At 63.6% G+C, this 13,922-nt stretch carries 12 protein-coding genes; 6 read left to right on the forward strand and 6 right to left on the reverse strand.

The window, feature by feature from the left end; all coding sequences use genetic code 11:
* The first annotated feature begins 98 nt into the window (after nucleotides 1–98).
* Both WBN73_RS05300 and WBN73_RS05305 read left to right on the forward strand, forming a co-directional pair.
* Nucleotides 99–488, forward strand: a complete 390-nt coding sequence (locus WBN73_RS05300; RefSeq protein ID WP_207594040.1) for a chorismate mutase — start codon at nucleotides 99–101, stop codon at nucleotides 486–488.
* A gap of 3 nt (nucleotides 489–491) precedes the next feature.
* The gene (locus tag WBN73_RS05305) at nucleotides 492–1,526 is read left to right on the forward strand and encodes a hypothetical protein (protein WP_280623138.1); all 1,035 of its coding nucleotides are present in this window, start codon (nucleotides 492–494) and stop codon (nucleotides 1,524–1,526) included.
* Between the two features lie 51 nt (nucleotides 1,527–1,577).
* Here the strand turns inward: WBN73_RS05305 and WBN73_RS05310 are convergent, their stop codons facing one another.
* The 6 genes from WBN73_RS05310 to WBN73_RS05335 all read right to left on the reverse strand — a co-directional run bounded on the left by WBN73_RS05310 (nucleotide 1,578) and on the right by WBN73_RS05335 (nucleotide 7,804).
* Nucleotides 1,578–2,303, reverse strand: coding sequence for a DUF4166 domain-containing protein (locus WBN73_RS05310; RefSeq protein ID WP_337339759.1), 726 nt, complete (start codon nucleotides 2,301–2,303; stop codon nucleotides 1,578–1,580).
* A 24-nt stretch (nucleotides 2,304–2,327) separates the two neighbouring features.
* Complete coding sequence (locus WBN73_RS05315; protein WP_337339758.1) at nucleotides 2,328–3,620, reverse strand: DUF58 domain-containing protein; 1,293 nt, start codon at nucleotides 3,618–3,620, stop codon at nucleotides 2,328–2,330.
* Nucleotides 3,621–3,688: 68 nt separating this feature from the next.
* Nucleotides 3,689–4,804, reverse strand: a complete 1,116-nt coding sequence (locus WBN73_RS05320; protein WP_337339757.1) for an AAA family ATPase — start codon at nucleotides 4,802–4,804, stop codon at nucleotides 3,689–3,691.
* The gene (locus WBN73_RS05325; protein ID WP_280623135.1) at nucleotides 4,801–6,003 is read right to left on the reverse strand and encodes a DUF4350 domain-containing protein; all 1,203 of its coding nucleotides are present in this window, start codon (nucleotides 6,001–6,003) and stop codon (nucleotides 4,801–4,803) included. The genes WBN73_RS05320 and WBN73_RS05325 overlap by 4 nt, the downstream gene beginning before the upstream one ends.
* The gene (locus tag WBN73_RS05330; RefSeq protein WP_280623134.1) at nucleotides 6,000–6,692 is read right to left on the reverse strand and encodes a DUF4129 domain-containing protein; all 693 of its coding nucleotides are present in this window, start codon (nucleotides 6,690–6,692) and stop codon (nucleotides 6,000–6,002) included. Before WBN73_RS05330 ends, WBN73_RS05325 begins: the two co-directional genes overlap by 4 nt.
* Nucleotides 6,689–7,804 carry a DUF7847 domain-containing protein gene (locus tag WBN73_RS05335; RefSeq protein WP_337339756.1) on the reverse strand — a complete coding sequence of 372 codons (1,116 nt, stop codon included), beginning with the start codon at nucleotides 7,802–7,804 and terminating at the stop codon, nucleotides 6,689–6,691. The genes WBN73_RS05330 and WBN73_RS05335 overlap by 4 nt, the downstream gene beginning before the upstream one ends.
* Nucleotides 7,805–8,253: 449 nt before the next feature.
* Between WBN73_RS05335 and mtrA the strand changes: the two genes are divergently transcribed.
* From mtrA to WBN73_RS05355, 4 genes are all read left to right on the forward strand, one after another.
* A complete protein-coding gene (gene mtrA / locus WBN73_RS05340) occupies nucleotides 8,254–8,928 on the forward strand; it encodes an MtrAB system response regulator MtrA (protein ID WP_014922244.1) in 675 nt (224 codons plus the stop codon).
* Nucleotides 8,929–9,127: 199 nt separating this feature from the next.
* Nucleotides 9,128–10,933, forward strand: a complete 1,806-nt coding sequence (mtrB, locus tag WBN73_RS05345; RefSeq protein WP_337339755.1) for an MtrAB system histidine kinase MtrB — start codon at nucleotides 9,128–9,130, stop codon at nucleotides 10,931–10,933.
* A gap of 2 nt (nucleotides 10,934–10,935) precedes the next feature.
* On the forward strand, nucleotides 10,936–12,648 hold the full coding sequence (locus WBN73_RS05350) for an LpqB family beta-propeller domain-containing protein (protein WP_280623132.1): 1,713 nt from the start codon (nucleotides 10,936–10,938) through the stop codon (nucleotides 12,646–12,648).
* Between the two features lie 81 nt (nucleotides 12,649–12,729).
* Entirely contained in the window at nucleotides 12,730–13,788 is a 1,059-nt protein-coding gene (locus WBN73_RS05355) for a ComF family protein (protein WP_337339754.1), read from the forward strand.
* Nucleotides 13,789–13,922: the final 134 nt, after the last annotated feature.

Genomic DNA, 13,922 nt, shown 5'->3' on the forward strand with positions numbered 1-13,922 from the left:
GAAAGGCACGTTCCGTGGCCAGGGGCGTGCCTTTCCTGGTGTCCGGACGGGAAGGTAACACCCGCGGCGCTACCGGCAAGCACCATAGACTGGGGTGCATGACCGAGCAGAACAATGCCCTTCCCGATGACGCCGATTCCTTCAACCCGGCAGCGAGTTCCCTGGCCGGCCAAGTGGACCGCGCCGTCATGGATGAGTTGCTGTCCATCCGGTCCAGCATCGACAACATCGACGCCACCCTTGTCTTCCTGCTCGCTGAGCGTTTCAAAGCCACCCAAAAGGTAGGCATCCTCAAAGCAACGCACAAGCTTCCAGCCGGAGACCCGGGCCGGGAGTCGGCACAGATTGCCCGCCTCCGCCGTCTCGCCGAAGATGCCCATCTGGATCCAGCGTTCGCAGAGAAATTCCTGAACTTCATCATCAGCGAAGTGATCCGCCACCACGAGGCAATTGCCGAGGATCACCAGATTTCCAGCCGGCAGGCTTGATCCATGGCATCAGTGAATGACCTGCGCGCCAGCGCAACTGCTCTGGGGCCGTGGCCAGGCACCGATCCCGCCGAGGCAAGCCGGATCATCCGCGGCGAGCTCGGTGACCCCCACCTTCCATTCCTGCCCGAACTTCCGGACCGCGGAGTAGGCTCGGACGCCGTGGGCCGTTCGGGCTCCCTGCTGCTGGACCTGGCCCTCGACGTCCAGCCACACGGGTGGCGGCTTGTGGACCGGCCCGGGAAGGACGCCCAGCGTGCACGATCTGCACTGTCCACGGACATCAATATCCTGGCCGACGTAGCCGGAGCCGAGGACGTCTCCGCGTCTGAGTTCAAGATCCGGATATTGGGTCCCCTGACACTTGCTGCCAATCTGTACCTGCATAATGGAGAACGCGCGCTGCTTGACTATGGCGCCCGCCGCGACATTGCTGAGTCCCTGGCCGCCGGCGTGGGAGAGCACATCCGCCGGGTCTCCGGAGCAGTGCCGGGCGCAGGCATTGTGGTCCAGGTGGACGAGCCGGACATCGCCTCTGTCATGGCCGGGACCATCCCCACTGCAAGCGGTTACAGAACGCTGCGGTCGGTTTCCGGTGAAGAGGTCACAGGGGCCTGGCGGTTGGTGATCGAGGCACTTAAGGCGGCTGGCGTCGTCGAGGCCGTGGTGTCCGTGCCGGAGATCGAAGCGCCGATCGAACGGATTCTGGCTGCTGGAGCAGACGGCCTGGCCGTCCCCCTGAGGGCGCTGACCATGCGCCAGTGGGAACAGTTGGCCGCCGCCGTGGAAAGCGGCAAGCGTGTTTGGGCCGGTGCGCTGCCCACCCACGATCCGCAGGCCCAGCTGCCGCGGACTTCGGACATCGTGGAGAGTATCTGGAAGCCGTGGCGCCAGCTTGGCCTGCCCGCAGCGGGCCTGGCTGGACTGCGCGTCACCCCGTCCACGGGACTTGCCGGTTACACGCCTCCGGCGGCCATGGACGTATTGACGAAACTCACCCAAGTGGCCGACGGACTGGACCAATTGGCGCAAGGCTGACGGGCATCACTTGGCAGAGGCCTGAGGGGCCGCCCGGCGCTGGGCGGCCCGTCAGATCCGCTGTTGCCAGCGCTCCGGTTCTGCGTAGCGCGGGAGGGTCGTACCAGGGGCGGCTCCCGGCAGATACGGAGCCAACCGGTAATCGAAGCGTCCGGCATAGACCAGTACCAACCCAATCTGCGGCTGGATGACCTTGACCTGGATACGGTGTTTGCCCTCGGAGCTGTCCCACCATTGCTCGGCGTAAGCACGTGCGTCCAAGGCAGCCGGCAATGGAATCCGCAAAGGCCCCAGAAGCAGTCGGCTCGCTTTGGAAACACCACGAAGCCTGCCCTCGGCGGTGACGCTGACATCCAGATCCGTCACCAGCCGCCGATACCGTCCCACGTGGTCCACCAGGCGGCCCCGCTGCTTGCTGCTGCCCTGTCCGGGACCGGACACTATGGCACTCGTCGTATCGTGGAACAGCCGCGTCTTTGAGGGGAAGTAGATCTCCCGCCGTGCTGTAAGGGCTGGGCGTCCAAAGGGATCCACATGAGCGTGGTTCTCGATCCGGAACCGGATGCCTTCGCCGTATTCAGGAAAGAATGCTTCCTCACTGCCCGTGAGGGCAAGCAGGGGCCGCAACCATTTTTGCCGGCAGCCCACCACATCAAAGACGCCTTCGCCTATCCCGTAGAAGCCGGAACCTGCTGCCAGCGAAAAGTAATCCTGAAGCTCCGGAGCCAGCTTGGTGAAGTCATCGCCGAGTGCCAGCTGGTAAATGGGCGCATTCATGGCAATCCTTTCTGGAGGTGGGAACTAGAGTCTGCCGGCCGCTTTGAGCCGGATATAGGTGTCAGCAAGCAGGGGTGGGACGTCAAGTGGTTCGGCATCCACCACTTCGGCGCCTAGCTGCCGGAGCTGGGCCGTGACCGCAGCACGTTCCAACAGGGCGCGTTCAGCCGCCGCGGCCCGGAATACCTGGCTTGCCGTAGTCCTTTCCTCCTTCATGGCCGCGAGCAGGGGATCCCTGACCGATGCCACCACCACCACATGTTGGCGGGACAATTGCGCCACCGTGGGGAGGAGGCCCTCTTCGGGGGCGCCGCCGTCGAGCGCTGTCAACAGCACCACCAGCGATCGGTGCGCCGAGACCGCCCTCACCTGTCCAGGAATCTGCTGCCAGTCCAGCTCGATCAGTTCTGCCTCCAACGGGGCCATGGCCTGGACCAGCTGGCCCAGCAAGTTGCTTTTGGATGCCGACTCGACCCTGGCACGCAACCTGCGGTCGTACGCGAGGAAGTCAACGCGGTCCCCTCCGCGTTCGGCCAGCACGGAAAGGAGCAACGCCGCTTCAATGCCGGTATCGAGGCGGGGTTCGTCCTCGATTCGGGCGGCAGCGGTGCGGGATGTATCCAGGACAATGACCACACGCCTGTCGCGTTCGGGGCGCCAGGTGCGCACCACCACGGAGGTGCGGCGCGCTGTAGCCCGCCAGTCGATGGAGCGGACGTCATCACCCCGCACGTAATCGCGAAGGGAATCGAATTCCGTTCCGGCTCCACGGATCTGTACGGCGGCCCTGCCGTCCAGTTCCCGGAGCTTTCGGAGCTTGGACGGCAGATGGCGCTTGGAGTGGAAAGGGGGCAGGACCCTCAGATGTCCGGGAAGCACACGCGTGCGCTGCCTGGCTGCCAGACCGAGTGGCCCTTGGGACCTGATGGTGACATGAGGGCTGTCCAGGTCACCGCGGCGCCGGGGAACCAAGACCACCCTCATGCGTCGCCGCTCGCCCGGGGGGACAACCACAGATTGAACATTGTCGATGGCGCCGGCAGAAGGGTGCCATGCATCCCTGACTTTCGCCCGCAGCGTCCGCCGGGTGGGGTTGGCAACTGTCACCACAGTCTCCACCTGGCCCTGCAGCGTCACGTTTCCCGGGTGCTGGCGCTCCAAGCCGAGACGTGCCGGTGACGCAGCCAGGAGCAGGTCAAGGACCAGCAAGAGCAACAAACCCACGGTAACGAACAGGACTGTGCTCCAAGTCGGAAACAGCACCAGCGGAATGAGGCCGGCCAAGGCAATGACCACGAATCGACCCGTAATGGCCATTCAGGCCGCCTCGGTCAGGCCCGCGTCGGAAGTCATCCGTGCGCCCGAACCAACCTGCAAGCCCGAACTCACCGCGGCACCGGAACGGACGCCAGGATGCTGCCGAGGACATCATCCACCTGGATGCCGTCCATCTGGGCTTCCGGTCGAAGGCCAACGCGGTGCCGCAGGCATGGCAAAGACAAAGCCTTGACGTCGTCCGGGGTGACAAAAGTCCGACCGGACAACCAGGCCCAGGCCTTGGACGTATTGAGCAGCGCTGTGGCACCACGGGGGGAGACCCCGAGGTGGAAGGACGGCGCGGACCTGGTGGCACGGACAACGTCAACGATGTACGCCAGGATTTCCGGGGCCACTGCTACGTGGGCTACTGCGGCCTGGGCGGCGGAAAGCTCAGCAGCGCCGGCCACCGGACGCACACCGGCTGCGGCAAGGTTCCTCGGATCGAAGCCGCTTGCGTGGCGCCGGATGACCTCGATTTCATCGGCCCTTCCGGGCAAAGGCATGGTCAGTTTGAGGAGGAACCGGTCAAGTTGAGCCTCGGGGAGGGGATATGTGCCTTCATACTCCACGGGGTTCTGCGTCGCCGCCACGATGAACGGGCTCGGTAGCGGGCGGGAGACGCCATCCACGGAAACCTGGCGCTCTTCCATGGCTTCCAGGAGGGACGCCTGGGTCTTCGGAGGGGTGCGGTTGATTTCATCCGCGAGCATGATGTTGGTGAAGACGGGGCCTTCGCGGAAAGTGAACTCCGACGTGTGGGAATCATAGACCAACGATCCTGTGACGTCACCCGGCATGAGGTCGGGGGTGAACTGGACACGTTTGGTATCCAGGCTCAAAGCCGTGGACAACGCCCTCACCAACAGGGTCTTGGCCACGCCTGGGACACCCTCCAAGAGGACGTGGCCCCCGCAGAGCAGCGCAATGAGCATACCGGTGACGGTAGGATCCTGGCCTACTACGGCTTTGCCCACTTCGGCGCGGACGTTCAGCAGCGACTGCCGGGCGGGGTCCTCCGGCGCAGAGCGGTGCCCGTTCCCTGAGGGATCGCCTCCTTGCGGCACAGCCTGCTGCGGCAAGCCCTGGTGGGGCACATCCTGGTGGCGGACATCCTGCTGGGGCGGGACACCACCGGTGGGTTGGCTGTTGCTGTCTGTGTAGCTGTTCGGCTGGCTGCTCATCGGGCGGTCGCCTCCTGTTCGATTCGTTCGATCTGTTGTGCCCATTGCACCAGTTGTCCTTCGTTCTCCGGCCGGATATCGAGCAGCACCGACCTGACTTCTGAAGCGGGCCGCTCCACATGTCTGGCTGAGGCGTCCACAATTGCCTCCGGGGTGGCATCCGCCCCGAGGTTGAAGTGCCGCGCCAAGCGGGCCAACGTGCCCGCCCGGAGGTTCTCGGCCGCGCGCCCCACTGCCCGTGAGTCCTGATAGAGACGCGCCCTGCCTTCTGCGGTCTCAGCAGCCTTCACCACAACGGGAAGCGGCTCAAAAACCAGCGGGCCAAGGCGTCGACCCCGCCAAACGATGGCCAGGAGCGCCACGATTCCCAGCCACGGCCCCACAAACGCCAACCACCGGGGCGCCAACTCGTTCAGGGTAGGTGTTGAATCCGTCGCGCTGAGGTCACCAACTCCGGGCAAGTACCAGACAAGGTTTTGATCCTTGCCCAAGGTGCGGAGCGCGAGGGCTGCGTTGCCCTCTGAGGCGAGGTGCTGGTTGTCAACCACATCCGTACTGCCAAGGACCACCACCCGGCCGTCGCCGGATGCCGCATAGAGACCCGAGGCCGTCCCCGCGGCTGGGTAGCAAACTACGGGTCCTGAATAGATGAAGCCCTGGGCCGAGACCGTGCCCGCCGCTGCGGCATCGTCCTGGTCGCAGCGGGGTTCGAGACTCTTCGCTGATTCAGGAACCACGCCGCCGGGCCTGAAGTCCTGCTCCAGTGCGTTGAGGGTCCTGAGGCGCGGACTGACCAGCACCACGTGGTCCGCGGCATCGGTGATGCCTTCCAACTGTGCCCGGTCGAGGAAGCCGCGGGGGTCGTAGAGGAGGACCGTGGCGTTATCCCGGTCGGCCAAGGCATCCATGGTCTCCGCCAGGGTGTCCGTAGCTGTCACTGCCACGCCGTGGCGCCCCAGTATTTCGGCCAAGGCCATGGCGCCATCCGGGGCCGGATTCCGGGAGGACAGCGGCCGCGGATCCTTGGCGCCCGAGACACTCGAGACGACCAAGTAGGTCACTAAGCCGGCCAAGAGTGCGCCAATGAGGATCCATGCCAGATGTTTCCGGAACCAGACGCGAAAACCTTTGCCGGCGGGCTGCTGGAGGGCAGCGGCTTCGCCTTGGACCATGGTGTCCTTCGCCATGGATGTGGTCATTTCGGCACCGCGAATCCGGTGTGTGCCTGTCCGGAAAAGTCTGGCTTCATCTCCAGCAGGTCGGCATCGAGTCCGCGAACATCCTCGTAGTCAGTCGCTGTTGCACCCTGCTCGCCATAGCGCACAGCGTCAAAAAGGCGGGCGGCTGCATCCAGCCGGAACTGCGCGGCGCCGAACACCTGTCCAAGCTGGCCTGCCGCTTCGTCAGCTGTCCGCCCGGCGCGCGGGTCAATGATGTCACGCTCCTCCGCGGAACGGACCAGCGCCCGGAACTGGTCGACGACGGCGGCCGGCCAGTTGCCGTGGTCGGCCGCGGTTGCCGCACGCCTCCGGTAGCCTTCCGAATCCACACTGTCGTCATCCCCATAGATGTCCACTGCAGCGGCTTTTCGGCGAGCATTCAACCTGGGCCGGACCACAACAACCGCAGCGATGATGATCGCAATCGCCACAGCGATCATCAGTGGAACAGCAAGGTCTGGTCCCTGGCCCATCCCGTCGCCATCCAAGGACGACAACCAGTCGAGGAAATCGCGCCATAACTGCTCCAGCCAAGGAGGTTGGGCGTCCGGGTATTGGGGTTTGGAGAGTTCTTCGGCCGCCCAGCGCCGACCTTCCTCGCGGTCCGGCGTTACGGGCGGTTCCATGGCAGCCACGGTGGTGGATGCATCCAACAGCCTCAGGGTCATGCCGGCGGCCGTGGCCCGGACGGAGGCGCAGACGGGAACTGCCCGCCGTTCGGCGGCCACATGGGGGCTTGGGGCTGGGTCGGCGGATTTTGGAGGGTGGCCGACGGGTATCCGGGTTGTGCCGGGTTTGCGGGTTGCGCCGGGTTTCCGGCTTGGGCTGGCGGGCCGCCCGGCACGCCATCAGGATCGGCGCCGGTTTCCATCAGTCGCATCAGCTCAACGTCCAAACCATCCCGGCGCATCCGCAGATCCATATAGATCAAGGCGAACACCGAGGCTTGGAAAGCGAACGTCACGGACCCCACCAGAGCGCCGATCGCTGAAGAAATCACAGTGGTGATCACCAGGGTGGAAGCAACCGACTCAGCGTCCGGGTGGGGAGTAACCACCTCGCCAATGGCCGCCGCTGCCAGGGAAGCCGGGATCTGGACAATCTGGGCGATGACGCCCACCATGATGGCGACCACAAGGGTGATGCCGAAGATCCGCCACCAGTTGTTCCTGGTCAGCTGCCAGGACCTGAGAAGTCCGCCGAAGACACCTGTCCGCTCAACCACGATCGCGGCGGGCGCCAGCATCACCTTCAGTCCGATCCAGACGAAGGCCACTACCGATCCAAGGCCCAGGGGCAAGACAAGGAGCAGGGCTCCGGGACCCATGGCAGTGAACAACAGCACCGCAATCCCCACCACCGCAGTTGCTGTCAGAAGCCCGCCGAGTGTCAGCAGGAGTGCAACACCCAGCAGCGGCCAGATCTTTCGGCCGGCAAGTTTCCACATCTGCTTGAAGCCTGTGCGCCGGTTGAGGACCGAGCGCGCCACCGGCACCACCAGGACACCTTGAAGGACCGAACCAAGGAAACCGATCAGGACCGAGACACCCAAAGTGCCGGCCATGATGGCCAGGAAGGGACCCATGGCTTCGGTGAATTCCGCCTCAGTGCTGACGGATTCAAAGGACATTGACAGCTGGAACATGCCCACTGTGACGATCCCGATGAACACCGCACCGAGTGCTTGTACGATCAGTGCTGATCCAAACATGGAAGCGGCATTGCGACGGATTGTCTGGAACGAACCATCCAGGATCTCGCCGAATTGCAGTGGACGCAAGGGAATTATGCCCGGCTTGGGGGGAGCGACGTAGAGGGGTTGTCCATAAGGAGGCACCGGTGGCCAACCGGGTGCCGGTTGACCCTGGCCATATGGTCCACCGCTCTGGGGAGCTGCCCATGCCGGGGGACCGCCCCACTGCGGCTGGTTGCCCCACTGCGGCTGGTTCCCCCACCCGGGCTGATTGCCCGGCGATGGATGGTGGCCATGCTCTGGCTGTGACACGATATCCTCCCCATAAGACCCGGCGCGCCGGCATCCGACGTCCCCCATACGGACCTTGGCACCCAGCCTATAGTCCCGCCGTCGTCCCTCATAGCCTGACGCCCGGCCAGCCATGGCAGATGGGCCGCCACTGTTGTGCAGTACGGTGTAAGTTGCCCTTGGGGCGCCATGCCGTGCGCCGTGCCCAACGGGACAAAGACTTGGTGATAAGGGAATATATAACTATGAAGGCACGCATTCTGGTAGTTGACGACGACGAAGCGCTCGCAGAGATGATTGGCATCGTCTTGCGCAATGATGGCTTCGAGCCGGTGTTCTGCGCAGATGGCGGCCAGGCCTTGGAGGTCTTCCGTTCTTCCAAGCCGGACTTGGTGCTGCTGGACCTCATGCTGCCGGGCTCTGACGGCATCGAGGTGTGCCGGCAAATCCGCGGCGAGTCAGACGTCCCCATCGTTATGCTCACGGCAAAGTCCGATACTTCCGACGTGGTCCGGGGGCTTGAATCCGGTGCTGACGATTACGTGCCCAAGCCCTTTAAGCCCGCCGAGCTTGTGGCGCGTGTTCGTGCGCGGCTCCGCCCGGGCGATCAGAAGGCCCCCGAAACCCTGCGCATTGCCGACGTGACCATCGACGTCGCCGGCCACTTGGTCACCCGCGGCGGCGAGCGGATTTCCCTGACTCCCCTGGAGTTCGATCTCCTGGTGGCACTGGCGCGGAAGCCTTGGCAGGTCTTTACCCGCGAACTCCTCCTCGAGCAGGTTTGGGGCTACCGCCATGCCGCGGACACGCGGTTGGTCAATGTCCACGTCCAGCGTCTGCGCTCCAAGATTGAACGCGACCCGGAGGCGCCCGAGGTCGTTTTGACGGTGCGTGGTGTCGGATATAAAGCAGGTTCCTGAGTCCCCGGTCGGCAAGACCGGCGCGGCAGGAGAGGGCCCTGATACTCAGGGGCAGGACGGGGCCGGTGTCCACCAGATGACACCGGCTGAGTCAACGACCTCCGAACCGGCGCTTGCCCCGTCCCCCGATCCGTCCGGTGGGGAGTCCGCCTCACGGTCCCCGGAGCAAACGGCGTCCTCCGGGCCACCGGTACGGAGCATGCGGACCCTGCCGTGGATTATTACCCGGGCGAGGATCTGGACGCGGCGCGGACTCATCCTGGTTCTTCGGGTTTCCCGGCTGGTATCCCTCGGCATCCGGCAGATCAGGCCGGGAATTCGCTACCTCTGGCGCTCAGTGCTCCGGCGCTGGCGGCGCTCACTGGAGTTCCGGACAGTCCTCACCACCTTGCTGCTGGCGGTGACATCCTTCGCAATCGTGGGCGCCTACCTGTCCAACCAGATCGCGAACAACCTTTTCCAGGAACGTCTGGCCCAAGCGGAATCCGAGTCGCGCTACAACGTCAAGCAGGTTCAAGACACGTTCGACGGCGCGCAGGTCACCGATCAGTCCAGCGTCATCACCCTGGTTTACGACACCTTGACCGCCGTTGAAGGTCGCGGTTCGGTCATCCAACGCCGCTACGTCTTTGAAGCGAAACCTGAACAGACCAAGCCCCGCAACCGCTGGGTCGAGTCACGTGCATCCGACCAACTGACGGTCCGGGTTATCCCGCCGGAGTTGCGGAAGGCCGTCCAGGAAGGCGGCAAGCAGCAGTTCTGGGCCTCCACCCAGTTCCCCGTCGGTAATGAGGACCGCCCCGGCATAGCGGTCGGAAACATGGTGACGTTCAATGGCACGTCCTATGAGCTGTACCTCATCTACGATCTCAATACCGCCCAGCAGACGTTGGACGAAATCCAGAACGTCCTCTGGGCAGGCGGGGCAGCGCTGGTCCTCATGATCGGGGCGATCGCCTGGTACGTCACACGCAATGTGGTCAGTCCTGTCAGCCACGCCGCCGTGGTCTCCGAAAAGCTTGCGGCAGGACAGCTCCAGGAGCGCATGGTGGTCAAGGGCGAGGACGAGGTCGCGAGATTGGGCGCCTCGTTCAACCATATGGCTGCCAGCCTCCAAGAGCAGATCACCCAACTGGCCACTTTGTCGCAGATGCAGCAGCGGTTTGTCTCCGATGTCTCGCATGAACTGCGGACGCCGCTCACCACTGTCCGAATGGCTGCCGAGGTCCTCTTCGACGCCCGTGACGACTTTGACCCCATGAACAAACGGTCTGCTGAGCTGCTTTACCACCAGGTTGAGCGCTTTCAGTCGTTGCTTTCCGACCTGCTGGAGATTTCCCGCTTCGACGCCGGGGCAGCTGTTTTGGATGCAGAACCCCAGGACATTTTCCAGGTCATCTCCCACGTCATGGACGGCGCCGCGCCTGTCGCCGCAGAGTACGGCTCAGAGGTTAGGCTGAACGCCCGGCAAAAGAGCATCGTGGTGGAAATGGACTCCCGGAGGATTGACTGGATCCTCCGTAATTTGCTGCTTAACGCCCTGGAACATGGAGAAGGCAAACCGATTCACATATCCGTGGCGGCCAACCACGACGCTGTGGCAGTCTCCGTGAGGGACCACGGCATCGGAATGACCCAGGCAGAGGCTGCGAGGGTTTTCGACCGATTCTGGCGTGCAGATCCTGCACGCGCCCGGACCACCGGCGGCAGCGGCTTGGGCCTCTCCATCGCCGCCGAGGACACCAAACTGCACAACGGCTGGCTTCAGGCTTGGGGGCGCAAGGGGGCCGGTTCCAATTTCCGGTTGACCCTGCCCCTTCGCCAAGGTGGCACCATCGTGAAATCACCGCTTCAGCTTGAACCTGCTGACATCGAATTCCCCGGCACCGCAAGTGAGCGGCACATGCTCATCCTGGGTACAGAGTCCGGAAGTGCCCCGCAATCGTCCCACTCCGCTGCAGGAAAAGCTGCGGCTGATGACGGCTCATTCGGGGAGGGGGACTGAACATGGTAAGTCTCCGGCGTTCACGGGCGGTTGTGGCAGTGCTGGCGGTGCTGATGGTGTTGCTGGCTTCCTGTGCGCAGATTCCACGGTCCGGTCCTGTAGGCAAGAGCAAGGATGAGGGAGCAGGCAATCCCAATGCGCCGGTCTTCTTTCCGGCGGCCCCGCGCGCGGGTTCGAGTCCGGAGACTGTGATCGAGGACTTCTACATGGCAGGCAGCGGTTATGAGGACGATTACCCTGTTGCCCGCCAGTACCTGACGCAGGCACAGTCCGTCACCTGGAAACCAGACAAGCGAGCCATCGTTTTTCGCGAGGCGCAGGTAGTCAAGGCAGCGGGGGAGAACGAGTACCTCTACGAATTGGACCTCGCCTATTCGGTGGATGCCGATGGCGTGGCAACGCAATTCCCGCCGGGTACCAAGGAGACCATTCCGCTGACTCTTGAGCAGGTGGAAGGCCAATGGCGGATTTCCAAGGTGCCCGACGGGACGGCCATACCGGAAGAGACGTTCAAGGTGATTTATGGGGCCTTCCCCATCTACTTCTACGACCCCACATTTACCTATGCCGTGCCCGACTACCGTTGGTTCATCAAGAAGAACACGGTCAAGTCCATGACTTCTGCCGTGCTGGCCGGCCCTGCTCCGTACCTCCGGGGGGCAGTTGTCAGCGCCTTTCCTTCCGGCATGAAACTCGCACGGGAATCCGTTCCGGTCGTGTCCGGATCTGCACAGGTGGACCTCTCTGCCAAAGAACTGTTTGATGCCTCGGCGGAGGACCGCCAAAGGATGCAGAACCAATTGGCATTGACTTTCCGTGACCAGCCCGATGTCATCAACGTTCAACTGCGGGCGGATCAGGACCTGGTACGGGTTGAGGACAACGGCACCGTGTTGCCTCCCGTAGTGGACAAGAGCGTTCCGGCACGCCAGATTGCCGTGAGCAACGGCGACTTGGTGCGGTATGAGAACAACCGGATGACTCCGCTTCCGGACATACAACCCGTGTCCGGATTGGGTCCCCACTCGCCGGCTGAGTCCCCCGTGTCCCAAACGGCCGCGTTCCTCAATGGTGACAAGACAACTCTCTATGCAATCGAACCCGGGCAGCCCGCGCGCCAGCTGACTACCAGGAGCACGCTCACGGGGCCATCATTCAGCCCACACGACTGGGTATGGACCGCAGGGCCGGGCGCCAACGGGGCTGCCGAAGTGGTGGCCTTCAAACCGACGGGCATTGCACCTGGCATGGCCGTTCCCAATGTCACCATCACCCCTGCCTGGCTGTCCGGGCGGACCGTGAAGGACTTCAGGGTTTCCAGGGAAGGGACCAGGGCGCTGGTCATTTCTGCAGCAAACGGAAAGTCAACGGTGCAGATCACCGGAATAGTCCGGAATGCCGACGGCGTCCCCAAGGACCTCACATCGCCCATCACATTGGTCAGCACCGGATCCGCTGACCAGGGAGTCTGGGTCAACAGTTCCACAGTGGCTGTGATGTCCGGATCGGCGACAGGAACCGTGGTTCCTGAGCTGCTTTCGCTCGAATCGGGCGAGCCGCAGCAATTGGCCCCTTGGGACGGCCTGACCAGTCTCAGTGCCGGGAACGGCTCCGAGCAGATTTATGGGCAGTCCGAGGCCGGGGTGTTCCAACGGGTCGGGAACGGATGGGAACTCCAACTCAAAGGGCCCACGGAACCCGCCTTCCCCGGATAGGCTGCCGTCAAAGCGTGCCGGATGTCCACATAGGGTGCAACGTGGCTTCCGGCCTGGCCTGCGTCCGCGCAGGCTTGCAACATGATCAGAGCAGATACGGGGACAGCGGCAGGCATTGGGACTGGGACTGACTCTGTCGTTGGGGCAGGCGCCGTCGTCGGGAGAGGCTCTGACCAGGGTGCTGCTCCCGAACCAAATATCGGGACACACGGGCGGCCGCCTCTGCGGGTACGCGACCCGGACCTCCACCCGGTGGATCCCGTACGGGCCCGTCGTCGTGGTCCGGACCAACGGGGGCTCGGCCGGTTGCTGGTGGTGCTCCAGGGTACGGCTGTCGATCTGCTGGGACTGCTGGTCCCGGTGGATTGTGTCTGCTGTTCAGCGGAGGACACCGTGTTATGTGGCGGCTGCGCCAAGCGCGTCCGCCAACTCTGCAGCCAACCCTTCCGCGCGGAACGGGAATCGCCCGCATTGGTGGAGACGGATGGCACAGCGAGGATCGGGGTGGTGGCCGCGGGCCCATACCGTGATGAGCTGGCACAGTGCCTCCTGTCCTTCAAACGCTTCGGCCAGTGGCGCTTGGCCGGGGTCTTGGCGCCATGTCTGGGCAAAGCGGTCAAACGGGCCATCGGAGGCAAATCCGGATTATGCCTTGTACCAATTCCTACCAGCGGCCGGGCGTACCGCATGCGGGGATTCAGTCCGCTGCACCTGTTGCTTTTCTGCCTGCGGATGCGGGGCATGGTGCCGGAATGCCCAAGCTTTGACGCGCTTGAGAAGAGGCGCGGTTCGCCGGCAGCCTACATCAGCAGGGATTCCATCAAGACCCTGCTTGCCCGGGCCGCCGATTCTCTCGCCGGTAAGGGGACAGGGGGCTCCGGCGCAGGGCAAAAAGGACTGGGACGAGGTGCGCGGGCCAGCAGGGTCCGCGGATCCATGCGCGTGAGAAGCCGATTCCGCAAAGAGATCAGGGGCAGGAGATGCATTCTCGTGGACGATGTCCTCACTACCGGGGCCACCCTTGCAGAAGCGATGAGGGCGGTGGAAACCGCGGGGGGAGTGGTCTGCGGGGCTGTTGTCCTCGCGGCCACGAGGCCACCAGCCTATGCTTTCAACAGTGCAAGGCGCGATCCCTGTTAAGTCCTTAAGACTCAATCAAAAAATAAGTGACTAAAGGATGAATAACGCGTGGCGATGAACTAACGTCGGTTGTGGGTACCAAGAACAGATGTACCTGTCGATAGCGGCTCGGAAAGGGGCTCGACTGTCCGTCA

Origin of the sequence: Paenarthrobacter sp. CCNWLY172 (genome assembly GCF_037402035.1) — a bacterium.
Classification (GTDB): domain Bacteria; phylum Actinomycetota; class Actinomycetes; order Actinomycetales; family Micrococcaceae; genus Arthrobacter.